This is a genomic window from Massilia sp. CCM 8734 (assembly GCF_011682155.1).
Taxonomy (GTDB): Bacteria; Pseudomonadota; Gammaproteobacteria; order Burkholderiales; family Burkholderiaceae_D; genus Telluria_A; species Telluria_A rubra.
Map to the genome: position 1 here is coordinate 65922 of NZ_WHJI01000006.1, position 22500 is coordinate 88421.

General features: G+C 63.2%; 20 protein-coding genes. 11 read left to right on the forward strand and 9 right to left on the reverse strand.

Annotated features, from left to right (window positions below; genetic code table 11):
• Positions 1 to 7: 7 nt before the first annotated feature.
• The 3 genes from F2P46_RS07840 to mpl are packed head-to-tail and all read right to left on the reverse strand — an operon-like array spanning position 8 to position 2561.
• On the reverse strand, positions 8 to 601 hold the full coding sequence (locus F2P46_RS07840) for a chorismate lyase (RefSeq protein WP_166887577.1): 594 nt from the start codon (positions 599 to 601) through the stop codon (positions 8 to 10).
• Entirely contained in the window at positions 598 to 1185 is a 588-nt protein-coding gene (locus F2P46_RS07845) for a YqiA/YcfP family alpha/beta fold hydrolase (protein WP_166887148.1), read from the reverse strand. Before F2P46_RS07845 ends, F2P46_RS07840 begins: the two co-directional genes overlap by 4 nt.
• Positions 1182 to 2561, reverse strand: coding sequence for a UDP-N-acetylmuramate:L-alanyl-gamma-D-glutamyl-meso-diaminopimelate ligase (mpl, locus tag F2P46_RS07850; RefSeq protein ID WP_166887152.1), 1380 nt, complete (start codon positions 2559 to 2561; stop codon positions 1182 to 1184). Before mpl ends, F2P46_RS07845 begins: the two co-directional genes overlap by 4 nt.
• Positions 2562 to 2779: 218 nt before the next feature.
• Between mpl and F2P46_RS07855 the strand changes: the two genes are divergently transcribed.
• From F2P46_RS07855 to F2P46_RS07890, 8 genes are all read left to right on the forward strand, one after another.
• The gene (locus F2P46_RS07855; protein ID WP_166887154.1) at positions 2780 to 3424 is read left to right on the forward strand and encodes a hypothetical protein; all 645 of its coding nucleotides are present in this window, start codon (positions 2780 to 2782) and stop codon (positions 3422 to 3424) included.
• On the forward strand, positions 3421 to 3993 hold the full coding sequence (locus F2P46_RS07860; RefSeq protein ID WP_166887157.1) for a TlpA family protein disulfide reductase: 573 nt from the start codon (positions 3421 to 3423) through the stop codon (positions 3991 to 3993). Before F2P46_RS07855 ends, F2P46_RS07860 begins: the two co-directional genes overlap by 4 nt.
• 197 nt (positions 3994 to 4190) lie before the next feature.
• A complete protein-coding gene (gene aroQ, locus F2P46_RS07865; protein WP_166887160.1) occupies positions 4191 to 4628 on the forward strand; it encodes a type II 3-dehydroquinate dehydratase in 438 nt (145 codons plus the stop codon).
• A 92-nt stretch (positions 4629 to 4720) separates the two neighbouring features.
• The gene (gene accB / locus F2P46_RS07870; protein WP_166887162.1) at positions 4721 to 5185 is read left to right on the forward strand and encodes an acetyl-CoA carboxylase biotin carboxyl carrier protein; all 465 of its coding nucleotides are present in this window, start codon (positions 4721 to 4723) and stop codon (positions 5183 to 5185) included.
• Between the two features lie 9 nt (positions 5186 to 5194).
• A complete protein-coding gene (gene accC, locus F2P46_RS07875) occupies positions 5195 to 6595 on the forward strand; it encodes an acetyl-CoA carboxylase biotin carboxylase subunit (protein WP_166887165.1) in 1401 nt (466 codons plus the stop codon).
• The gene (prmA, locus tag F2P46_RS07880) at positions 6592 to 7539 is read left to right on the forward strand and encodes a 50S ribosomal protein L11 methyltransferase (protein WP_166887168.1); all 948 of its coding nucleotides are present in this window, start codon (positions 6592 to 6594) and stop codon (positions 7537 to 7539) included. The genes accC and prmA overlap by 4 nt, the downstream gene beginning before the upstream one ends.
• A 4-nt stretch (positions 7540 to 7543) precedes the next feature.
• Positions 7544 to 9787: a zinc-ribbon and DUF3426 domain-containing protein gene (locus F2P46_RS07885; RefSeq protein ID WP_166887171.1), complete on the forward strand. Its 2244-nt coding sequence runs from the start codon at positions 7544 to 7546 to the stop codon at positions 9785 to 9787.
• A gap of 9 nt (positions 9788 to 9796) precedes the next feature.
• Positions 9797 to 10735, forward strand: coding sequence for a carbohydrate kinase family protein (locus tag F2P46_RS07890; RefSeq protein WP_166887173.1), 939 nt, complete (start codon positions 9797 to 9799; stop codon positions 10733 to 10735).
• Between the two features lie 327 nt (positions 10736 to 11062).
• Here F2P46_RS07890 and F2P46_RS07895 read toward each other — a convergent pair whose 3' ends face one another.
• Together F2P46_RS07895 and F2P46_RS07900 are read right to left on the reverse strand one after the other, a co-directional pair.
• Positions 11063 to 11362 carry a DUF167 domain-containing protein gene (locus F2P46_RS07895; RefSeq protein ID WP_166887176.1) on the reverse strand — a complete coding sequence of 100 codons (300 nt, stop codon included), beginning with the start codon at positions 11360 to 11362 and terminating at the stop codon, positions 11063 to 11065.
• Positions 11359 to 11889, reverse strand: coding sequence for a YggT family protein (locus tag F2P46_RS07900; protein ID WP_368737893.1), 531 nt, complete (start codon positions 11887 to 11889; stop codon positions 11359 to 11361). The genes F2P46_RS07895 and F2P46_RS07900 overlap by 4 nt, the downstream gene beginning before the upstream one ends.
• 107 nt (positions 11890 to 11996) lie before the next feature.
• Between F2P46_RS07900 and F2P46_RS38200 the strand changes: the two genes are divergently transcribed.
• The 3 genes from F2P46_RS38200 to F2P46_RS07910 all read left to right on the forward strand — a co-directional run bounded on the left by F2P46_RS38200 (position 11997) and on the right by F2P46_RS07910 (position 14366).
• On the forward strand, positions 11997 to 12119 hold the full coding sequence (locus F2P46_RS38200; protein ID WP_267875838.1) for a hypothetical protein: 123 nt from the start codon (positions 11997 to 11999) through the stop codon (positions 12117 to 12119).
• A gap of 26 nt (positions 12120 to 12145) precedes the next feature.
• Positions 12146 to 13342, forward strand: coding sequence for a hypothetical protein (locus F2P46_RS07905; protein ID WP_166887178.1), 1197 nt, complete (start codon positions 12146 to 12148; stop codon positions 13340 to 13342).
• 691 nt (positions 13343 to 14033) lie between these two features.
• Positions 14034 to 14366, forward strand: a complete 333-nt coding sequence (locus F2P46_RS07910; RefSeq protein ID WP_166887181.1) for a cache domain-containing protein — start codon at positions 14034 to 14036, stop codon at positions 14364 to 14366.
• A 99-nt stretch (positions 14367 to 14465) separates the two neighbouring features.
• On the opposite strand, the gene F2P46_RS07915 is transcribed toward F2P46_RS07910, so the two are convergent.
• The 4 genes from F2P46_RS07915 to F2P46_RS07930 form a co-directional block, all read right to left on the reverse strand.
• A complete protein-coding gene (locus F2P46_RS07915; RefSeq protein ID WP_166887184.1) occupies positions 14466 to 15590 on the reverse strand; it encodes a ribonucleotide-diphosphate reductase subunit beta in 1125 nt (374 codons plus the stop codon).
• Between the two features lie 83 nt (positions 15591 to 15673).
• Positions 15674 to 18631: a ribonucleoside-diphosphate reductase subunit alpha gene (locus tag F2P46_RS07920; protein WP_166887186.1), complete on the reverse strand. Its 2958-nt coding sequence runs from the start codon at positions 18629 to 18631 to the stop codon at positions 15674 to 15676.
• Between the two features lie 696 nt (positions 18632 to 19327).
• On the reverse strand, positions 19328 to 20770 hold the full coding sequence (locus F2P46_RS07925; RefSeq protein ID WP_166887189.1) for a sigma-54 dependent transcriptional regulator: 1443 nt from the start codon (positions 20768 to 20770) through the stop codon (positions 19328 to 19330).
• Positions 20767 to 22497 (reverse strand): ATP-binding protein, encoded by a 1731-nt coding sequence (locus F2P46_RS07930; RefSeq protein ID WP_166887192.1) that lies wholly within the window; start codon positions 22495 to 22497, stop codon positions 20767 to 20769. Before F2P46_RS07930 ends, F2P46_RS07925 begins: the two co-directional genes overlap by 4 nt.
• Positions 22498 to 22500 lie beyond the last annotated feature (3 nt).

Here is a 22500-nt window from a genome sequence, read left to right on the forward strand (position 1 = left end):
ACTATGTTTACTTGGTATTGTTCGTTGGCGCAGGGGTCAGGTCGCGCCTGGCAAGTGCCAGGACCGGGGGCAGAAACACCTCGGTCACGAGCAAGATGCCCCGGTGGCGGCGATACAGGCAGCGCCGCGCATATAAAACAGGGTCGCCGTCCATGCCGAGCGCCGCGCGGACGCGCGTCATCAGGGGGTGGCCGGCGCGGATGCGCGCAAATTCCAGCTCGCCGCGCGCCACTTGCGGGTCGTAAAACAAGGTGCTGCCGAGCGAGCGTTCGCCCAGGCCGCCGAACAGCGGCCAGTCGCTGGCGTTGGCCGACAACGGCACCACCGTGTGCGCGAACACCACCGGCGTATCGTCGCAGCGCAGCAACACTTCGCGCTCCAGCACCTGGACCGGGCGCGGCAAGCCCAGCGCGCCGGCTTCGTCGGTCAGGCACGGGGCGCGCCGCTGGTGCAGGCGCTGCACCCGAAACGCCGCGCTGTGCGCGAGCAGGCGCGCCGTCAGCGAACCGCCGCTGGCGAGCCAGTCGCGCAGCGCCGGCGGCGCGTTGACCCGGTTCACATGCCGATGCCACAAGGCCTGGCGCAGCGAGGCGCCCCTCACCGCGCCGGGCTCGCGGCGCCGTCCAGGCAAAACGCCAGGACTTCGTCCACGTAGTGCCCGAATTCGGCGATGGCGTGGTCGCTGCCATCGATCACATGCTGGCGCGCGCCGGCGTAGTGCGCCGTCATGTCGCGGTAGTCGAGCACTTCGTCGCCGGTCGCAGCTAACAGGAAATAGCGCTCGGGACGCGTAATGGCGGGCACGGCCAGCGCGCCCAGTTCCTCGATATATTCGCGCTTGAATTCGAAAACTTTGTCGGAATGATACTCGGTCGTGACGCCGACATGCTTGTCGAGGTCTTTCAGGGGGTACACCGCCGGATTGAGCAGCGCCGCGCGGCAGCCCAGATGCTCGGCCAGCCAGGTGGCGTAGTAACCGCCCAGCGAGGAACCGATGATCGCCAGGTCGGCCGCGTCGTAGCGCTCGACCAGGGTCAGGGCCAGCGCCATCGCCTCTTTCGGCGAGGCCGGCAGTTGCGGGCAGATCAGTTCACGCGCACGCCCCAGCGCCGCCATTTTCTCGCCCACCACGCGCGCCTTGTACGAACGGGGCGAGGAACGGAAACCGTGCAGGTAAAGAATCATTGGGCCAGCGCCTCAAGCAGTTTCTGGTGCACCCCGCCGAAGCCGCCGTTGCTCATGACCAGGATATGGTCGCCCGGCTGGGCCGCGTCGACCACGGCCTTGACCAGGAAATCGAGATGGTCGAAGCTGTGCGCGATCGCCCCCAGCGGAGCGAGCGCGTCGGCCAGGCTCCAGCCCAGCGCTTGCTGGCTGCCGAAGCCGAACACCAGGTCCGCTTCGCGCAGGCTGCCCGGCAAGGCGTCTTTCATCGAGCCGAGTTTCATGGTGTTCGAGCGTGGCTCGAGCACGGCCAGAATGCGGCCCTGGGCCTTGTCGCCGCTGCCAATCTTCTGGCGCAGGCCGTTGACGGTGGTGGCGATCGCGGTCGGATGATGGGCAAAATCGTCGTACACGGTCATGTTGCGCACCACGCCGCGCACTTCCATGCGCCGCTTGACGCTCTCGAAACGGGCCAGCGCTGCGGCCGCCTGCGCCACCGGCACCCCCACGTGGCGCGCCGCGGCGATGGCCGCCAGCGCGTTCAGGCGGTTGTGCTTGCCGGTCAGGCCCCAGGCCACGGTCGCCACGACGGCGCCCTTGAAGACCACATCGAAGTCGCCGCCGGCGTGTTCCGTCATGGTCCAGTCGACCCCGTCGCTGGCGCCGAACATTTCTTTCTCGCTCCAGCAGCCGCGCTTGAGCACGCGGCCCAGGGACGCTTCGTCGCCGTTCACGATCAGGCGGCCAACGCCGGGCACGGTGCGCACCAGGTGATGGAATTGGGTCTCGATGGCGCCGATATCGGGGAAGATGTCGGCATGATCGTATTCGAGGTTGTTCATCACGGCGGTTTTCGCGTGGTAATGAACGAACTTGCTGCGCTTGTCGAAAAACGCGGTGTCGTATTCGTCCGCTTCGATCACGAAGTAGCCGGACGGCTCGCTGCCGGCCAGGCGCGCCGAAATGCCGAAATTCAGCGGTACGCCGCCGATCAGGAAGCCCGGCGAATAGCCGGCGTCTTCCAGTATCCAGGCCAGCATGGCCGAGGTGGTGGTCTTGCCGTGCGTACCGGCCACGGCCAGCACCCATTTATCGTGCAGGATGTGTTCGCCGATCCACTGGGGACCGGACATGAACGGCAGGCTGCGGTTCAGGATTTCCTCGACCAACGGATTGCCGCGCGCCACCACATTACCGATCACATACAGATCGGGGTTGAGCTTGATCTGGTCCGGGCTGAAGCCCTGGATCAGTTCGATGCCCTGGGCTTCGAGCTGGGTGCTCATCGGCGGGTAGACGTTGGCGTCGCAGCCGGTGACCTTGTGGCCGGCTTCTTTCGCCAGGACCGCGAGGCCGCCCATGAAGGTGCCGCAAATGCCGAGGATGTGAATATGCATGGTGTCGTGGCCAAATGAATGAATACGCGATTTTACCCGACCCAATGGGATGGCTCGAAAAACCGTAGCGAGCGGTGCGAGTTTGGTGCAAGAAGCGCAGCCGTACGAAGGTACGGTGAGCATCGCAGGACTTTCGTGTCGCGCGCCAAAATCGCGCCGCGCAGTAGGTTTTTCGAGCTATCCCATGGGATTTGCCGTTCCAGAGTATTATCTCGCTCATGATGCCTACCCCGATTGACGATCTCTCCCTGCTGCGCACGGAAATCGCCGCCGTCGCCGCGCGCCTGATTGCCCGGGACGGCGCCGACTACGCCAGCGCCAAGCGCAAGGCCGCGCTGCAGGTGCTCGGCGAGCGCGCCGACAGCGCCAACCTGCTGCCCGACAACGCGCAGATCGAGGCGGCCGTGCGCGATTACCAGGCGCTGTTCTTGGCCGACAGCCAGCCGGCGCGCCTGCTCGCGCTGCGCACGGCCGCCCTGCAAGTGATGGATGCGCTGGCCGAATTTTCGCCCTACATCACCGGCGCGGTATTGAACGGCACCGCCGGCGAGCACGACGACATCGAGCTGCAACTGTTCGCCGACAGCGCCAAGGAAGTGCAGATTTACCTTTTGAACCGCAACGTCGCGATCGACATTTCCGAAACGCCGCACTTCAAGGGTGCGCGTTTCGACCCGGTCGAGACGGTCAGCTTTTTGTGGCATGGTGAAGGCGTGCACGCCGAACTGTATGAAAAGCACGACCTGCGCGGCGCCCTCAAGGCACGCGCCGACGGCCGCCCCCAGCGCGCCGACGCCGCCGCCCTGCGCAGCATGATGACCTCTTCCGCAACGACGCCGACACCCCTTCAGGACCCGACATGAACAAGCAAACCATTTTCACTTTCGCCGGCATCGCCGTGCTGGCCGGCGCGCTGGGCGCCTGGGCCGGCACCCGCAACAAACAAGCGCCCACGGTGGCCTCGAGCACCCCGGCCGCCGAACAGCACCCGGCCGGCCACGGCCCGGCCCCGGTCGAGGCGCTGTTCGCCGAAACCCTGAACAACCCGGCTGGCACCCCGCAAGCCCTGGCGCAATGGAAGGGCAAGCCGCTGGTGGTCAATTTCTGGGCGCCGTGGTGCCCGCCCTGCGTGGAAGAAATGCCTGAACTGGCCGAAGTGGCGCGCGAACACAGCGCCAAAAACATCAATATCATTGGCATCGGCATCGATTCGCCGACCAACATCGCCGAATTTACGAGCAAATTCAACATCAGCTACCCGATATATGTGGCCGGCATCAGCGGCACCGAACTGTCGCGCAAGCTGGGCAACAGCGCCGGCGGCCTGCCCTACACCGTGCTGATCGGCGCCGATGGCCAGGTCAAGAAAACCTATCTGGGACGCATCAAGTTCGACGAGCTCAAGGCCGACCTGGCCGCACTCAAGTCCTGAGAGGCTGAGAGTCTTTCGATCATGCCCGCTCATCACGCCAGAAAAACGCTCAAGCTCTGAGGCACAAACCCTTGTCAAGACCGTGCTTCACGGTACGGAATGCACCAGTCAGTAACTTTTAGCAATTTTTTTCGCTTGCCAATGCCCGCAGTTGGCGGCAAAATGCGTGACTTTCGCGTGATAACGACCCTTCAACCATGGCAAAAAAGCTCCTTCTGCTGAACGGCCCCAACCTGAATCTGCTGGGGACACGGGAGCCTGAGGTGTACGGCACAGCAACATTGGCCGACATCGAGAACGCTGCGACGGCCCAGGCTGCTGCGGCGGGCGCCACGCTATCTTGCTTTCAGAGCAATCACGAAGGCGCCCTGATCGATGCCATCCATGCCGCCCGCGGCGAGGGCGTGGACGCGATTGTCATCAATCCGGGCGGGCTGACGCACACCAGCGTGGCTTTGCGCGATGCGCTGGCCGGAGTGGCGATTCCGTTTGTGGAAGTCCATATTTCCAATGTTTACCAGCGTGAAGCGTTCCGCCATCACTCTTTTTTGTCCGCCATTGCGCAGGGCACCATTTGCGGGCTCGGCATTGATGGATATCGCTTTGCCATCGACTTTGCGCTTAAAAAGCGTTAATCTACTGGCATCTTCAAGCATTATGCGCGGTTTTGCTTTTATGATAAGCACGCCGCATACTCTTAAAACACAATAATTCCAAGGGGTTTCACATGGATTTACGAAAACTCAAGACCTTGATCGATCTCGTCGCCGAGTCGGACATCGCTGAACTCGAAGTAACCGAAGGCGAGAGCAAGGTCCGCATCGTCAAGTCATCCGCAATCCCGCAGAATCAGATGGTCATGATGCAGCCGCAAGGCATGCAGCAGCACTACGCCGGTGGCCAGGCCCCGATGCCGGCCCCGGTCGCCCCGCCTGTGGTCGTGCCAGCCGAGCCGACCGGCCACATCGTCAAGTCGCCGATGGTCGGCACCTTCTACCGCTCCTCGGCCCCGGGCTCCCCGGCCTACGTCGACGTCGGCTCGAACATCAAGGAAGGCGAAACCCTGTGCATCATCGAAGCGATGAAACTGCTCAATGAAATCGACTCCGACTTCTCCGGCGTCGTGACCAAGATCCTGGTCGAGAACGGCCAGCCTGTCGAGTTCGGCCAACCGCTGTTTGTGATTGGCTGATCGACCACTATGTTTGAAAAAATTCTCATTGCCAATCGTGGAGAGATCGCGCTACGTATCCAGCGCGCCTGCCGCGAGATGGGCATCAAGACCGTGGTGGTTCACTCGGAAGCCGACAAAGACGCCAAATACGTGAAGTTGGCCGACGAATCGGTGTGTATCGGACCGGCGCCCTCGGCGCTGAGCTATCTGAACATGCCGGCGATCATCAGCGCGGCCGAAGTCACCGATGCCGAAGCGATTCACCCCGGCTACGGTTTCCTGTCCGAAAACGCCGACTTCGCCGAACGAGTCGAAAAATCCGGCTTCGTCTTCATTGGTCCCCGTTCCGACTCGATCCGCCTGATGGGCGACAAGGTCTCGGCCAAGCAAGCCATGATCCGCGCCGGCGTGCCGTGCGTGCCAGGCTCGGACGGCGCACTTCCGGACGACCCGAAAGAAATCATCCAGACCGCGCGGCGCGTGGGCTATCCGGTGATCATCAAGGCAGCCGGCGGTGGCGGCGGACGCGGCATGCGCGTGGTGCACACCGAAGCGGCCTTGCTCAACGCCGTGTCGATGACCAAGACCGAAGCCGGCGCCGCGTTCGGCAATCCGGAAGTGTATATGGAGAAGTACCTGGAAAATCCGCGTCACGTGGAAATCCAGATCCTCGCCGATGAACACAAGAACGCTGTCTGGCTGGGCGAGCGCGACTGCTCGATGCAGCGCCGCCACCAGAAAGTGATCGAAGAAGCGCCGGCGCCGGGCATTCCGCGCAAGCTCATCGAAAAAATCGGCGACCGCTGCGCGGAAGCCTGCCGCAAGATCGGCTACCGTGGCGCGGGCACCTTCGAATTCCTGTACGAGAACAACGAGTTCTATTTCATCGAAATGAACACGCGCGTGCAGGTCGAGCACCCGGTCACCGAAATGATCACCGGCATCGACATCGTGCAGGAACAGATCCGCATCGCCTGCGGCGAAAAACTGCGTTTCCGCCAGCGCGACATCATGCTGTCGGGCCACGCCGTCGAATGCCGCATCAATGCCGAAGACCCGTTCAAGTTTACGCCATCGCCGGGACGCATCGTGTCCTGGCACGCGCCGGGCGGGCCTGGCATCCGCGTCGATTCGCACGCTTACGCCGGTTATTATGTGCCGCCGCATTACGATTCGATGATCGGCAAGGTCATCGCTTACGGCGCCACGCGCGAGCAAGCCATCCGCCGCATGCAAATCGCGCTGTCGGAAATGGTGGTTGAGGGTATCCTGACGAATATCCCGCTGCATCGCGAATTGATGATCGATGCGCGCTTTATCGAAGGCGGCACCAATATTCACTACCTCGAGCAGAAACTGGCCGACAAGCCGGACCTGCCGAAAGGCCCGACCAGCCCTAATAAATCGGAAACGAAGGCAGACGCATGAGTTGGACAGAAGTTGTCATTGAAATTGCACGTGAACACGCCGAAGCCTTGTCCGACGCGCTGATGGAAGCGGGCGCCCTGTCGGTGTCGGTGGAAGACGCCGACGAAGGCACCGACCAGGAAAAGCCGCTGTTCGGCGAACCCGGCATGGAACCGACCGAAGCGGCGTGGGATCACAGCCGCGTGGTGGCCCTGACCGACGTTGACGCCGACCAGGCCGCCATCGTGGCCGAAGCGGCTGCCGCCATTGGCATCGACACCACACCAACGTTCACTACGCGCGCCGTAGCCGACGAAGACTGGGTGCGCCTGACGCAATCGCAGTTCGCGCCTATTCATATCGGCAAGAACATCTGGGTGGTTCCGAGCTGGCACGAAGCGCCGGACCCGGACGCCCTGATCCTCGAACTCGATCCGGGCCTGGCCTTCGGCACCGGCAGCCATCCGACCACGCGCTTGTGCATGGAATGGCTGGAGGCGCATCCGGCCCCCGGCAAGACCGTGCTCGACTACGGTTGCGGCTCGGGCATTCTGGCCATGGTGGCCAAGAAAATGGGCGCGGGCGACGTGGCCGGTGTCGATATCGATCCGCAAGCGATCGAATCGGCGCGCGACAATGCCGCGCGTAACCAGTGCGAGATCGACTACTACCTGCCGGACAACTTCGCCACCTCGGCCAAGCCGCATCACGCCAGCGGCAAGTTCAACACGGTCGTCGCCAATATTTTGTCGAGCCCATTGAAGCTGATGGCGCCGATGCTGGCCGGCCGGGTTGCCCCGGGTGGTTCGCTGGTGTTGTCCGGCGTGCTGGCGCGCCAGGCGGAAGAAGTGGCCGAGGCGTATGCGCCGTTCATCACGCTCGGCGTGTGGGCGGAGCAAGATGGCTGGGTAGCACTCCACGGCCAGCTTGGCAGCAACGTTCCACCTACCCCTCGCGGTCAATAAAGGCATGGCGCTCGCCACTCGATGCCCCCATTGCAGCACGACTTTCCGGGTCGCTTCAGACCAGTTGAAGTTACGTGGGGGCATAGTGCGCTGCGGCGCCTGTAATGAAATCTTCGACGGCAACGCGGCCCTGGTCGAACTCGACGCGCTGCCGCCAGCCATCCCCTCCCCTGTTGCACCGCCACCTGCCGCCGCGGCGACGGGTGCGCCCGTGGACAACGGCAATGCCGTCTCCACGCTGCAGATGGAGAGCTCGTTCGAGCCGGCTTTCGTTCCGGTGTGGCTCAGGCCGCAGCCGGTTCCCGAGCCTGAACCCGAACCGCTTCCCGAGCCAGTGTTTGTGGCGGAGGCGGAGCCTGATCCTGTGCCCGCGCCCGCGCCCGCGCCCGAAGCCGAGCCTGCTCTAGAGATCGAGCATGTCCAAGAGATCGAGCCCGCGCCGGAACCCGAGCCGCCGCCCACGAAACCATTCATCCCGCTCTCGATCGCGATGTTCGTCGAGCCCGAGGATATGTATGACGAGCCGTACGCGGCTCCCTACGTCGAGCCCGAACCGCAAGCGGCCGCCTGGCGCGGCAAGTCCAAGACGCCCTGGCCGACGATCGATATCGGCGAGCGCGGCGACGCAACGCCTGGATCGAGCCCGGCGCCATTTTCGATCGACATGCCGATCGATGAAGAAATCGTCGCGATCGCTCCTCCGGAAGATTCGTCCGAGCCTGACTTTGGCGAACTGAGTTTTAACGAGCCCTTGCTCGATCTGAACTATCCATCGGCCCCGGTGCGCGATGCGAACGCGCGCATCGAGCCGGTGTTCTTCGAGCTGGAGCGCAAGGAGCCGGCGTTTGTCGAGCCGCTGTTGGAAGAACCGCGCTTTGCCGAGCCGGCCTTCGCGGAGCCGAGCTTTGCCGAACCGGTTTTCCCGGAAGACGTCCCTGCCGAAGCAGCGCAGGAACCGGGGCCGGCGCCGATAGTTGCCGCGCCCGCGCCGACCGAGGATGAACTGCCGCCGCTCGAGCCCGAGTTCGACGAGCCAGTCCATGTCGAGCCGGTCGTGGCCGAGCCAGATCAATTCCTGCCGCCGCTGGTCGAGCCTGTGTTCGACGAGCCGGTCGAGGTTGCGCCGGCCGTGGCCGAGCCAGATCAATTCCTGTCACCGGTTGAACCCGTGTTCGAAGAGCCGGTCCAGGACGCGCTGGCCCTGGCCGTGGCCGAGTCAGATCCATTCCTGCCGCCGCTGGTCGAGCCTGTAATCGACGAGCCGGTCCAGGTTGCGCCGGCCGTTGCCGAGGCCGCCCCATTCCTGCCGCCGCTGGTCGAACCCGTGTTCGACGAACCGGTCCAGGTTGCGCCCGCCGTTGCCGAGCCAGATCCATTCCTGCCGCCGCTGGTCGAACCTGTGTTCGACACGCGGACGACCGAGCCATCCTTCGACGCACCAGTGCGCGTCGAGCCAGCCACGACCAAGCCGGCCCGCATCGAGCCGATGCTGGTCGAGCATGCGTATGACGAGCCGGGTCACACCGTGATGGTGCTGTCCTACGCCGAAGAAACGGACGACCACGCGCGCAGCGACGCCTTGCTCAACCCGAACACCGAACCGCTGGTGCGCGACCTGGAGCATGCGCCGCTGCCGCTGCTGCGCCAGTCCTCGGGCGACAAGCCGGCCAGCGCGCCGGTCGCGCCACCGCCGCCGCCGGCGCCCGTCATCCCCGAGCCCGAGAACGACGAGCCCGATTTCCTGCGCCGCAGCCGCGAATTTGAAGAAAAGCAAGGCTCGCGCCGGATTGCGTTGCTGATCGGCTCGCTCATACTGGCAATCCTGCTCGTGGCCCAAGGTGTCACCACCTTCCGCAACATCCTGGTGGCCAAGTTTCCGGCCATCGAACCGGTGCTGGTCATGGCCTGCGCCACGCTTGGCTGCAAGCTCGAACTGCCGGCCCAGATCGACAGCCTGAGCATCGAAACGGGCGAACTGCAATCGCTCGGCGCCAATGCCTTCAACCTCTCGACCCTGCTGCGCAACCAGAGCGACCTGACCCAGGGCTGGCCGAACATCGAACTGGCGCTGACCGATGGCAACGACAAGACCTTGCTGCGGCGCGTGGTCGTGCCGGCCGAATACCTGCCCAAAGGCACGGTCATCGCCAAAGGCTTCAGCGCGCGATCCGAACAAGCCATCAAACTGACTTTTGAAGTAAAACAGATCAAGGCGTCCGGCTACCGCATCGCCATCTTCTATCCATAAGGCACCATCATGACCAAGACCACCCTGATCTGCGGATCGCTCGCCTTCGACAAGATCATGCAATACAACGGCCGTTTCGGCGAAACGCTGCTGGCCGACCAACTGCACAAGGTCAACGTCTCCTTCCTGGTGCCGACCTTGCGCACCGAATACGGCGGCTGCTCGGCCAACATTGCCTACAATCTCAAGATGCTGGGCGGCCAGCCGCTGATCATGGCCACGATCGGCCAGGATGGCGGCGAATACCTCGAACGCTTCGACAAGCTCGGCATCGAGACGCGCGCGATCCGCAAGATTGCCCACTCGTACACCGCGCAATGCTTCGTCACGGCCGACCTCGACAACAACCAGATCAACGCCTTCCATCCGGGCGCGATGGAATTCGCGCATGAAAACAATGTCGGCGACCAGGGCGCGCTGCGCGTGGCGATCATCGCGCCGGACGGTCGTGGCGGCATGATCAAGCACGCGCGCGACTGCGCGGCGCTGAAGGTGCCGTTCATGTTCGACCCGGGCCAGCAATTGCCGATGTTCAGCGGCGACGAATTGATCGAATTCATCAACCAGGCGACCTATGTGGCCGCCAACGACTACGAATTCGAAATGTTGATGGACCGCACGGGCCTGAGCCTGGCCGACATTGCCGGGCGCCTGGAAGCGCTGATCATCACGCGCGGCGAAAAAGGGTCGGAGATCCACACCGGCGGCAAGCGCCACGAGATTGCCTGCGTACAAGCGGCGGCGGTGGTCGATCCGACCGGTTGCGGCGACGCCTACCGTGCCGGCCTGCTGTTCGGCATCACGAACGAGCTCGACTGGCCTACCACAGGGCGCCTGGCAAGCCTGATGGGCGCGATCAAGATCGCGCACCAGGGTGGCCAGAACCACGTCGTCACAGCCGCCCAGATCGCCGACAAGTTCGAAGCCGAGTTCGGCTACCGCTTCTAAGTCGCTTCACCGGGGTCTGACCTCTGATTCGAAATCTTTCGAATCAGAGGTCAGACCCGGAATGACTAATCCCGTTAACCTAAGCTCCGTCATTCCCGCGCAGGCGGGAATCCAAGTTCGCTGCTATGCCACGGAATCGGATTCCCGCCTGCGCGGGAATGACGGATAAGAGTCTACCGCCTAGCGGTGATTTTAGCGTTTTGAGACAGCCGCCTGCGCGGTAAGGCATTTCTGCCAATGGCAGGAATGACGGTTTTGAAGTTTGTGGTCATAAAGCCTGCTAACTTAACGGCTTTAGCTCAGACCCCGGTGAAGAAATTGCTGGCTTCATTTCAACAGGATCTGCGCGACTTGCTCGGGCGTGAGCTTGCTTGACACCACTTCGATCAGCTTGCGCTTGTTGCTCAGGCCGTGCGTGATCGTGAGCGCGCTTTTCGGCACGCCCAATTCTCCCGATAAATATTTGATCAAGGCCTCGTTGGCCTTGCCTTCGATCGGCTGCGCCTGCAACTTGAGCTTGAGCGCGTCGTCGTGCACGCCGATCACCTCGGTCTTCTTGGCGTTCGGCGTGATCTGCACCGCCAGCCGCAGCGCGCCCGGCAGCGCCGAGCACCACGCACGGCTCATCGCAGCCCGAACAGCATCTGCACCAGAAGATGCACGATCTTGATCAGGATCAACGCCACCATCACCGACAGGTCGATCCCGCCGATCGGCGGCACCACCTTGCGCAAGGGGCGCAGCAGCGGGTCGTTGAGGGCCTGGACGAAGGGCGCCATCGGCGCCTGCGGGTTGACCCAGCTCAGCACCACCTCGATCAACAGCGTCCCCATGAAGCCGTACAGTATCCAGGTCAGGAAGGTGTACAGGGACATGATGGCCACCAGCTCGAACGAGGCGCCAAAAAACAGGATCACCGACGTCGCCAGCGCCACCACCAGGAAAGCGCCGATCAGGCTGGCCCAGTCATAGCCGCCCACGCCAGGAATGATGCGCCGCATCGGCAGCACCATCCAATCGGTCAGGGTAAAGATAAATTGCCCGATCTGCGGCGGCGGACGCACGCGGATCGCCTGCATCCAGAACCGGAGTAACAGGACCCCACCAAGGATGGTGGCGATGGTGTCGACGATCAACTGAACAATACTGTACACGTGCTCTCCTTAAAAAAAAACCGCTGTGTGAATCAAGTCACACAGCGGTATTTTGCCTGATCCAGGCCCAACAACCTGTTACGGACGGCTGCTGGTCGGGAAAGGCCATGCTGCTGCCGGAGCCAACACAGTTTTCGCCGCTGGCGCCGGAGCCGGTGCCGCCGCTGCTGGTGCAGGAGCTGCCGCTGGCTTCGATGCTGCGTCGGCTTTCGGTGCAACTGCCTTCTTAGGCGCTGCTGCTTTCTTTACGACCGGCTTGGCTGCTGGCACGGCAGGAATTGCCGCTGGCGCTGCCGCTGGCTTGGCTGCTGGCGTTGCCGCAGCCTTAACCGGCTTTTTTGCTGCTGGCTTAGCCGCCACCTTTTTTGCTGCTGGCTTTGCTGCTGCTTTCGCTGCTGGCTTTGCTGCTGCTTTAGTTACTGCTGGTTTCTTGGCGGTCGACGTCGCTGCTGCTTTTTTGGCGGCTGGCTTGGCTGCGGCTTTGGTGGCTGCTGGCTTTGCTGCTGCTTTCTTGGCGACAGGTTTGGCGGCCGATTTAGCGGCGGCCTTCTTCGCTACCGGCTTGGCCGCTGGCTTCGCTGCCGACTTGGCTGCTGGCTTGGCCGACGATTTCGCTACGGCTTTTTTCGCTGCTGGCTTGGCTGCTGCCTTTTTCGCTACTGGCTTGGCCGTGGCTTTTGCCTTGGCTGCCGGCTTGGCTGCTGCCTTGCTTGCTGCTGGCTTGGCTGCCGCTTTTTTGGCGACTGGCTTGGCGGCCGCTTTTTTAGCGACTGGCTTGGCTGCCGACTTGGCTGCGGCTTTCTTCGCTACCGGCTTGGCGGCCGACTTGGCTGCTGGCTTGGCTGCAGTTTTTGCCACGGCTTTTTTCGCTACTGGCTTCGCTGCTGGCTTGGCTGCGGCTTTTTTAGCTGCTGGCTTCGCTGCTGGCTTGGCTGCGGCTTTCGCTGCAACCTTTTTCGCTGCCGGCTTGGCTGCAGGTTTCGCTGCGGCTTTCGCGGCTGGCTTGGCTGCGACTGCTTTCGCTGCAACTGCTTTCGCTGCGACTTTCTTCGCTGGTTTCTCGGCAGTGGCTTTCGCGACTGGTTTCTTTACTGCGGGTTTCTTAGCGGCTGTTGCCATTTGGGTTCTCCTTCATCTGCGATGGGAAAAAATCACGCTACAAGATGTAAAACCCGTCCGACCCGTAACTGGAGGTCAGGCGAATTATTCATCGGCACAAACGTGTTCGGTGTTTATGCTAATGAATTCGGCACCAGCTGAACTGCTGCAACTCCTCAAGTTTGCAGCGCTTCAGCTATGGTCGTTTCTGAAAACAGAGACGACGGATACGGTGTTCATGGTTCGCTGTCCGCATCAAGAGCCCACAACCGTAAAAGAAAAAGCCGCCATGCCTGAACCGGATCAGGCAGTGCGGCTTTGTCTTTTGCAGAAGTTTAAGCGCATATCTGTTTGAATCAGCGTCCCATTTTGATCGATGATTTTGTCGTCACGCGCGGCTTGCATCGTCGCGTTCACGTTTTGACAAATTCAATCACGTAAAGTACACGAAAACCTTGTCAGTGCGCAACTGGCACACAGCATTTGTTTGACTTTTTTTTTCGCGTGGCGCACGCGTCTGCGCATCATCATGCCGCGCGCCGGCGCGCCGGTGCGCGCGGCATCGCCTGTCGATGCAGCCCGAGGGCTGCGCTCGCGCACCACCGCGCAACGCAGACATGCCGTACCTAAAGGCGCTATGCGATGCGCGGCGACGCCGGCGCGGATCGCGCCGAGGCCGCCGGCGCCATGCGGCGCGCACCAATGCGCGCTGCGCGGCGGCGCACGCGCGCGAATGCGGCAGGCGCGCCGCGACGCGCGCAGCACACGCTGTTCGTTGCTACTGCGAGACGTATTCGCGCAAACGCACACGCGATGACCGCGCACGCGCACGCACCGTGTCGCTTGATGTAAACGATTTGGCGCGCGCCGTGGCGCGCCCCGGCGCGCATACCAAGACGGGCGAAGATCGATGAACGAACTAGTCAGGTGGCTCGCCATCGCCGGCATGGCAACGCTGATGGCGGCGGCGGGAGCGGCGCAAGCGGCACCAGCGAGGAAGCGGTGGCCCTCGTGAAAAGGCGATCGCCTATTACCAGGCGAATGGCATGGACAAGACCGCCGCCGAGATCAACGGCAAGACCGGCATGTTTGAAAGCAAGGACTTGTATCTGTTCGTCGCGCCCGTCCCACCGGGACCGGTGACGGCGCATGGCGCCAACGCCAAGCTGGTCGGCAAGGAGCTGGGCGACCTGCGCGACGTCAACGGCGTGTATTTCACGCGCAGCTTCCGCGAAGTGGCCGCCAAGGACGGCAAGGGCTGGGTCGAGTACAAGTGGCCCAACGCCAAGAGCGGCGCGCTGGAATCGAAGAGCACCTATATCGAGCGGGTCGACGATGTGTACTTCGCTTGCGGCGTGTACAAGGCCGGCAAGTCCTGAGGCGAGGGCGCGCAAATGCAAAAAGCTCCCCGAGGGGAGCTTTTTTACTGGGCGTACGGGAGTCTCGCCCGCCTGGCGGCGTGCGCCGCGTTCCCGGTGTTATTCCCAGTTCAGCGCGCCGCCGGTCTGGTACTCGGTCACGCGCGTCTCGAAGAAGTTGCGTTCCTTCTTCAGGTCGATCATCTCGCTCATCCACGGGAACGGGTTTTCCTCGTGCGCGAACAGCGCGTCCAGGCCGATCTGCTGGGCACGACGGTTGGCGATGAAGCGCAGGTAACCCTTGAACATGGTCGCGTTCAGGCCCAGCACGCCGCGCGGCATGGTGTCTTCGGCGTACGCATACTCCAGGTCGACCGCTTGCAGGAACAGCACCTTGATCTCTTCGCGGAAGGCAGGCGTCCACAGCAGCGGGTTTTCCATCTTGATCGTGTTGATCAGGTCGATGCCAAAATTGCAGTGCATCGACTCGTCGCGCAGGATGTACTGGTACTGCTCGGCCGCGCCCATCATCTTGTTCTGGCGGCCCAGCGCCAGGATCTGGGTGAAGCCGACGTAGAAGAACAGCCCTTCCATCAGGCAGGCGAACACGATCAGCGACTTGAGCAGCTTCTGGTCGTTTTCCACGGTGCCGGTGGTGAACGCCGGATCGGTCAGCGTGTTGATGAAGGGAATCAGGAATTCATCCTTGTCGCGGATCGACTTGACTTCGTTGTAGGCGTTGAAGATCTCGCCTTCGTCCAGGCCCAGCGACTCGACGATGTACTGGTAGGCGTGGGTGTGGATCGCCTCTTCGAAGGCCTGGCGCAGCAGGTACTGGCGGCATTCCGGCGCCGTGATGTGGCGGTAGGTGCCGAGCACGATGTTGTTGGCGGCCAGCGAATCGGCGGTCACGAAGAAGCCCAGGTTGCGTTTTACCAAACGGCGCTCGTCGTCGGTCAGGCCGTTGGGATTTTTCCACAACTCGATGTCGCGCTGCATGTTGACCTCTTGCGGCATCCAGTGATTGGCGCAACCGGCCAGGTACTTGTCCCACGCCCATTTGTACTTGAACGGGACCAGCTGGTTCACATCGGTCTTGCCGTTGATGATGCGCTTGTCGTCGGCGTGGACGCGCTTGGCGACCAATGCGGCGTCGGCGACCGGTTCTGCGGCGGGTTGGGCGCCATTCGGCGGCACGGGGCGCGCGGCTGGCGCGCTGGCTGTTTCATCGTCCCAGGACAACATGGTGGATTCCTCTTTTCGTCAATTCGTCTGTGTTCAATTCGGTCTTGCCGGAGCGCCGCAGCGCTCCTTCCCGCTATTAGCTGTTACTGGCAGGCTTCGCATTCCTCGAAGCCATCGTCGCCCGGACGCAGGTAGCACGCCGCGCCCTCTTCCTCGGCCGCCGCGGCGGCTACCGATGCCGCCGTCGCCGCCGCCGCCTTGGCCGCCGTATCGGCCGCCGCACCCATGGCGTGGGCCGACATGCCGCCGTCCACCGCCACCGCGTTCAGCGCGCCGGTCTTGGAGGTCGACTTTTCCATGTGGGTCGCCGCGATGGTGCGCAGGTAATACGTGGTTTTCAGGCCGCGCAGCCAGGCCAGCTTGTAGGTTTCGTCCAGCTTCTTGCCCGAGGCGCCAGCCATGTAGATGTTCAGCGACTGGGCCTGGTCGATCCACTTCTGGCGACGCGAGGCCGCTTCCACCAGCCAGCTCGGCGAGACTTCGAACGCGGTGGCGTAGATGTCGCGCAAGTCTTGCGGGATGCGGTCGATCTTGGCCAGCGAGCCGTCGAAGTACTTCAGGTCGGCGATCATGACTTCATCCCACAGGTCGCGGGCCTTGAGGTCGCGCACCAGGTACGAGTTGATCTCGGTAAATTCGCCGGACAGGTTCGACTTCACATACAGGTTCTGGAAGGTCGGTTCGATGCAGGCCGACACGCCGATGATGTTCGAAATGGTCGCGGTCGGGGCGATCGCCACGCAGTTCGAGTTGCGCATGCCGAACTGCTTGATGCGCTCGCGCACCACGGTCCAGTCCATGGCCGAGGACATGTCCACTTCCAGGTAGCCGCCGCGCTCGTCGGCCAGCAGCTTGACCGAATCCTGCGGCAGGATGCCACGGTCCCACAGCGAGCCGCTGTACGACTCGTAGCGGCCGCGCTCTTCGGCCAGCTCGGTCGAGGCCAGGTAGGCGTAGTAGCACACCGCTTCCATCGACGAATCGGCAAATTCCACGGCCTGGTTCGACGAGTAAGGCACGCGCATCATGTGCAGGCAATCCTGGAAGCCCATGATCCCCATGCCCACCGGACGGTGGCGCATGTTCGAATTACGCGCTTTTTCGACGGCGTAGTAGTTGATATCGATGACGTTGTCGAGCATGCGCATCGCGGTGCGCACAGTTTTCTGCAGCTTGACCGGATCGAGCTTGCCTTCTTTCATGTGCGCCGGCAAGTTCACGGAACCCAGGTTGCAGACCGCGATTTCGGACTCGTTGGTGTTCAAGGTAATCTCGGTGCACAGGTTCGAGCTGTGCACCACGCCCACGTGTTGCTGTGGCGAACGGATGTTGCATGGGTCTTTGAACGTGATCCATGGGTGGCCGGTTTCGAACAGCATCGACAGCATTTTGCGCCACAGGTCGAGCGCGGCGATCTTCTTGAACACGCGAATCTCGCCGGCGGCCGCTTTCGCTTCGTAGCCGGTGTAGGCCGCCTCAAAAGCCTTGCCGACCTTGTCGTGCAGGTCGGGCGTTTCGGATGGCGAGAACAGGGTCCAGTCGCCCTTTTCCATCACGCGCTTCATGAACAGGTCGGGAATCCAGTTGGCCGTGTTCATGTCGTGGGTGCGGCGGCGGTCGTCGCCGGTGTTCTTGCGCAGGTCGAGGAATTCTTCCACATCCATGTGCCAGGTTTCCAGGTAGGCGCATACCGCGCCCTTGCGCTTGCCGCCCTGGTTGACCGCCACGGCGGTGTCGTTGACCACTTTCAGGAACGGCACCACGCCTTGCGACTTGCCGTTGGTGCCCTTGATGTGGGCGCCGAGCGCGCGCACCGGGGTCCAGTCGTTACCCAGGCCGCCGGCGAACTTGGCCAGCAGCGCGTTTTCCTTGATCGCGTCGTAGATGCCTTCCAGGTCGTCCGAGACGGTGGTCAGGTAGCACGACGACAGTTGCGAGCGCAGGGTGCCGGAGTTGAACAGGGTCGGGGTCGAGCTCATGAAGTCGAACGACGACAGCAGGTTGTAGAACTCGACGGCGCGCGCTTCGCGGTTTTCTTCGCGCAGCGACAGGCCCATGGCGACACGCATGTAAAACGCCTGCGGCATTTCGATGCGCACGTCGCGCACGTGCAGGAAGTAGCGGTCGTACAGGGTTTGCAGGCCGATGTAACCGAACTGCAAGTCACGGTCGGCGACCAGGGCTTTGGCCAGCTTGGCCAGGTCGAAAGTGGCCAGCACCGGGTCCAGCAGCTCGTTTTCGATACCCTTGGCGATGTATTTCGGGAAGTACTCGATATAGTGCGCCGCCGCTTTGGCTTGCGGCACTTCTTCGCAGAACACTTCCTTGCGGATGGTGTGCAGCAAAATGCGGGCGGTGACCTGCGAGTAAGCCGGGTCCTTTTCCATCAGCGCGCGCGCAGCCAGGATGGCGGACTTGTGCAGCTCTTCGACCGGCACGCCGTCGTATAGGTTCTTGACCGTTTCGGCCAGGATGGCGTCGGCGTCGACGTGTTTTTCCAGGCCGACGCAGGCGGCGGCGATCAGGTCGCGCACCTGGTTCATGTCGAGCAGGCGGCGCTGGCCGTTTTCAAGCACGTGGATTTGCGGGGCGGCCACGTCGGCCGAACCGCCTTGCGCCTCCTTCTGCAGGCGGCGCTCTTCCATGTGCTTGGCGCGGTACAGCACGTAGGCACGCGCCACGTCATGCTCGCCCGAACGCATCAGCGACAGTTCGACCTGGTCCTGCACGTCTTCGATGTGGAACGTGCCGCCCGATGGCTGGCGGCGGATCAGGGCCGACACCACGTTCTCGGTCAGTTGCTCGACCAGTTCGCGCACGCGCGCCGAACCGGCGCTCTGGCCGCCGTTCACGGCCAAAAAGGCCTTGGTGACGGCGATCGAGATCTTCGATGGTTCAAATGCGACGACGGCGCCGTTGCGGCGGATGATGCGATAGTCGCCGCGGGAGGCGACAGCGGCGGCGCTGGTGGCCGAGGCCGGAGCGGCTGCTCCAGGTGTGACGTGCAATTGGTTAATCGAAGAATCTTGGGATGTTTGCATGTGGGACCTCCTGGAGCGGCGGGCTTTGGTCTGCCGCCGGTTGTTATCAAGTGGACGGCGTCGATCAACCGTCCCCAACAAATGTAAAAACAAAAAAACTACCCCGCCGGCCTGGAATCCGAGGCCGGCGTCGTGACGCGCGATGGTGGGTTGAGTGCGTTAAGAACTAGACTTGCCGTGCTGCGTGCCGTACTGTATTAAGGGGCCGACCAATCGGTGGCAGAGCGCTAAAAACCACTATATCTAGTCGATTGCTCGATTCTGGGACTAATTGTAGTACCTCACTCCGGGAGTGGCAATAGAATTAAGTAGCAATATTTTCCTGTGCTTCGCTTGACTTTTTTGAGTCAGGCCACAGGAAGGACTGCCCGGTTAGCAGGTACTAACGGCTGCCATTTTTTGCGGCAGCCGCACGCCCGCACGCTTGCCGTTTTCGGGTCGCGGGGCAGTATTATAAACCGTGGGGGGGAGCGGGCGTCGGAATCGGCGGGAACCCAAGTTTGTCGCTCGCGAGCGCTTCACCGGCACATTCACCGTCTCCCCCGCGCAGGCGGGGGTCCATAGCACCTCTGCTCATATGTGGTATAGGCCCCCGCCTGCGCGGGGGAGACGGCTCCGAGTTCGCCAGGTAAAGTTGAACTGGTGAGGCGCGAACAGCGATGCACCTGCAAACAAGGCAATTCGGGGCCGAGCCGCCTACCCCTCCGGCTCCTGGATATCGAGCTTCTGCATCTGGTAGCGCAGCTGCCGGAAACTGATCCCCAGCAGCATGGCCGCCTGGGTGCGGTTGAACTGGGTCTGGGTCAGCGCGCGCAAGATGATCTCGCGTTCGACCTGTTCCAGGTAATCGGGCAGGCTGCTGGGCAGCTCGGCCGGGGCGCCAGGGCTGAACCGGGCCAGCGGCGCGGCGCCTTCCGGCGGCGCCGGCGCCACCTGCGCCACAGGCGCGGCCAGCGCCTCGGCCGCCGGCGCCTGCTCGGCCACCCGCGCGCCCTTGAGCGACAAGTCGCCCACCTCGATCACGCCGTCATTGGCAAACGCCAGCGCCCGTTCCAGCACATTTTCCAGTTCGCGCACATTGCCCGGAAACGAATACGTGCGCAAGGTGTCGAGCACCTGCGGCCCGAGCGCGGCCGGCTGCCCCGCGCCCGCCAGGCGCGCCAGCATGCCGCCGACCAGCACGCCCAGGTCGTCGAGCCGCTCGCGCAACGGCGGCACGCTCAGTTCGATCACATTCAAGCGGTAAAACAGATCCTGCCGGAATTTGCCGGTCTCGACGCACTGCGCCAGGTTCTGGTGCGTGGCGCTGATGATGCGCACGTCGACCGGCTCCTCGCTGGTGGCGCCGATCTTGCGCACGCGCCGCTCCTGGATCGCGCGCAGCAGCTTGACCTGCATCGCCAACGGCAGGTCGGCCACTTCGTCGAGCATCAGGGTGCCGCCGTTGGCCGCATGGAAAAATCCGTCGCGCTCGTCGGCCGCGCCGGTAAACGCGCCCTTGCGGTAGCCGAAAAACTCCGCTTCCATCAGCGCTTCGGGAATCGCGCCGCAGTTGACCGCGATAAAAGGCTTGCCCGCGCGCGAGCTGCGCGCGTGGATTTCGCGCGCCACCAGTTCCTTGCCGCTGCCCGACTCGCCGGTAATGGCGATCGGCGCCATCGAACGCGCCAGCCGCTCGATCTGCTTGCGCAGCGACTGCATCACGGCCGATTCGCCGATCAGGCGCGAGGCGGTGCCGGCCGCCGCCGGGCTGCCGGCCTGGCTGGCCGGCGCCGACAGGCGCAAGGCCGACTGCACCATCACCCGCAAGTCGTCCAGCACCACCGGCTTGGAAACGTAATCGAAGGCGCCCGCCTTGAGCGCCACCACCGCGTTTTCGGCGCTGCCGTAAGCGGTGACGACCGCGATCGGGGTCGACTTGTTGGAGGCGCCCACTTCCTGCACCAGTTCCAGGCCCAGGCCGTCGGGCAGGCGCATGTCGGTCAGGATGAGGGCGTAATCGTTCTGCGCCAGGAAGGCGCGCGCCTCGCGCAGCGTTTCGGCGCTGTCCACATCGAGCCCCATCCTGACCAGCGTGATTTCCAGCAGTTCGCGTAAATCGGCCTCGTCATCGACGACCAGTACGCGGGGTGATGTCATGTTGTTGCCTTTCTGTTAGCAGTAGCGCCGCGCGCGCCCAGCGGCTGCGCGAACGAAATCACAAAGCGGCCGCTGGCCGCCCGTACGCCGGCGCCGCTGGCATCGAAGCGGTATTCGTAATCGAGCATCGCCGCGTTGTTCAGGCACAGCTCGCGCGCCAGATATAACCCCAGCCCGGTCCCCTTGCTCGAGGTCGTATAAAACGGCTCGAACAGGTGCGCCCGCACGTCCGGCGTGATGCCGGGACCGTCGTCCTGCACGTGCAGCTCCATGCCGCCGGCCGCATCGGTGACGACGTACACCCGGATACTGCCCACCCCGCCACTGGCGTAGCGCAGCGCATTGGTCAGCAGGTTGATCACCACTTCGCGCAGGTGCAGCGCGTCGAAACGCACTGGCACGGCTCCGGTGTTGCCTAGCCACACTATATCATTGGCAACCCCTTGGGTTTCATCAAATTCGGTCTTCAACTCACTCAAAAACGGGCCAAGCAACAACGGTTCGCTATTGGGCTGGACCTTGCGCGACAGTTGGAGTATGTCTTCCACCATGCGGTTGACCCGCGCCACATTGTCGCCGACGATCTTGAGCAGGCGCGCCTGGCCCGGCTCGTGCAAGTCTTCGGCCAGCAGGGCGGTGGCGTGGCCGATGGCCGAGAGCGGATTACGCACCTCGTGCGCGATGCTGGCGGTGAGCCGTCCCATCGAGGCCAGTTTCAGTTCCTGGGCCTGGTTTTCGATGGCGGTGACATCCTGCAGGAAGATCACGCAGCGCTCGGAGGCCTCCTCGACCGTGTCGACGCGGGCAAAGCGCAGCTTGAGGTGGGCCGCCAGGTCGCGCCGCCCGCTCCAGGCGGCCGTGCCGGCGTGGCCGCCGCCGCTGTCGCGATACGGCTTGACCGTCACGAAGGCGGCGCGCGGAGCCCCGCTCACGGTAGCCGGCCCGACTTGCTGCTGCCACTCGGAAAACGCAAACGCGACCGGTTCCAGCGCCGCCACCTCGGACAGGGAAAAACCGCTGTCGCCGTTGGCCAGCCCCAGCATCTGCTGGGCGGCCGGGTTGCCGGCAAAGATGTGGCCGTCGCGGTCGACCACGAGAATGCCGTCGGCGACGTCGGCGATGACGATCTGGTTGATCGCCAGCTGGATCTGCAGATCGGCGCCGTGGCGCGCGGCCAGTTCTTCCTGCCGGATCAGCTTGGCGGCGAGGCGGCTGACCACCATCACGATGGCGAAGAAGGCGCCGCCGTACAGGCCGGCCTGGGTGACCGGCATGCCGTTCGTGCCCATGAACATCTGGTACACCGAGTCGAGCAGCAGGAACATGGTGACCAGCGCGGCCGAAAACAGGGCCAGCACGCGCGGCGCCAGGATCGCGGCCCCGGCCAGCGGGAACAGGTACAGGATCACCAGGCTGCCGCGGCCCTCCTGGCCGGCCATGTACAGTACCGAGATGACCGCGATGTCGACCGCGATCTGCACCACCACCTGCGCCAGGAAGCGGGTGCGCACGTACAGGCAAGCCAGCGCAAAGGCGCCGGACATGACCAGGTAGGCGATGCAGGTTTCGGTATACAGATAGTGGCCGGCCGTCGGCGCATCGCGGCGCTCGAACATCAGGTAGGCCAGCAGCACCAGCGAAATGACGATGCGGGTGGCGGAGAGCGCCTGCAGCGAGCGCCAGAATGTCTCGCGCGACTCGGCCGACAAGCCGCTCCAGAACGACATCGG

Excerpts from the sequence above, each read along its gene's own strand:
- F2P46_RS07860 (WP_166887157.1), top strand. The coding sequence starts at position 3,421 with ATGAACAAGCAAACCATTTTCACTTTCGCCGGCATCGCCGTGCTGGCC.
- mpl (WP_166887152.1), bottom strand. The coding sequence starts at position 2,561 with ATGCATATTCACATCCTCGGCATTTGCGGCACCTTCATGGGCGGCCTC.
- aroQ (WP_166887160.1), top strand. The coding sequence starts at position 4,191 with ATGGCAAAAAAGCTCCTTCTGCTGAACGGCCCCAACCTGAATCTGCTG.
- F2P46_RS07855 (WP_166887154.1), top strand. The coding sequence starts at position 2,780 with ATGATGCCTACCCCGATTGACGATCTCTCCCTGCTGCGCACGGAAATC.
- F2P46_RS07930 (WP_166887192.1), bottom strand. The coding sequence starts at position 22,497 with ATGTCGTTCTGGAGCGGCTTGTCGGCCGAGTCGCGCGAGACATTCTGG.
- prmA (WP_166887168.1), top strand. The coding sequence starts at position 6,592 with ATGAGTTGGACAGAAGTTGTCATTGAAATTGCACGTGAACACGCCGAA.
- accB (WP_166887162.1), top strand. The coding sequence starts at position 4,721 with ATGGATTTACGAAAACTCAAGACCTTGATCGATCTCGTCGCCGAGTCG.
- accC (WP_166887165.1), top strand. The coding sequence starts at position 5,195 with ATGTTTGAAAAAATTCTCATTGCCAATCGTGGAGAGATCGCGCTACGT.
- F2P46_RS07920 (WP_166887186.1), bottom strand. The coding sequence starts at position 18,631 with ATGCAAACATCCCAAGATTCTTCGATTAACCAATTGCACGTCACACCT.
- F2P46_RS07910 (WP_166887181.1), top strand. The coding sequence starts at position 14,034 with ATGGACAAGACCGCCGCCGAGATCAACGGCAAGACCGGCATGTTTGAA.
- F2P46_RS07895 (WP_166887176.1), bottom strand. The coding sequence starts at position 11,362 with ATGAGCCGTGCGTGGTGCTCGGCGCTGCCGGGCGCGCTGCGGCTGGCG.
- F2P46_RS07925 (WP_166887189.1), bottom strand. The coding sequence starts at position 20,770 with ATGACATCACCCCGCGTACTGGTCGTCGATGACGAGGCCGATTTACGC.
- F2P46_RS07890 (WP_166887173.1), top strand. The coding sequence starts at position 9,797 with ATGACCAAGACCACCCTGATCTGCGGATCGCTCGCCTTCGACAAGATC.
- F2P46_RS07915 (WP_166887184.1), bottom strand. The coding sequence starts at position 15,590 with ATGTTGTCCTGGGACGATGAAACAGCCAGCGCGCCAGCCGCGCGCCCC.
- F2P46_RS38200 (WP_267875838.1), top strand. The coding sequence starts at position 11,997 with ATGCTGCTGCCGGAGCCAACACAGTTTTCGCCGCTGGCGCCGGAGCCG.
- F2P46_RS07845 (WP_166887148.1), bottom strand. The coding sequence starts at position 1,185 with ATGATTCTTTACCTGCACGGTTTCCGTTCCTCGCCCCGTTCGTACAAG.
- F2P46_RS07885 (WP_166887171.1), top strand. The coding sequence starts at position 7,544 with ATGGCGCTCGCCACTCGATGCCCCCATTGCAGCACGACTTTCCGGGTC.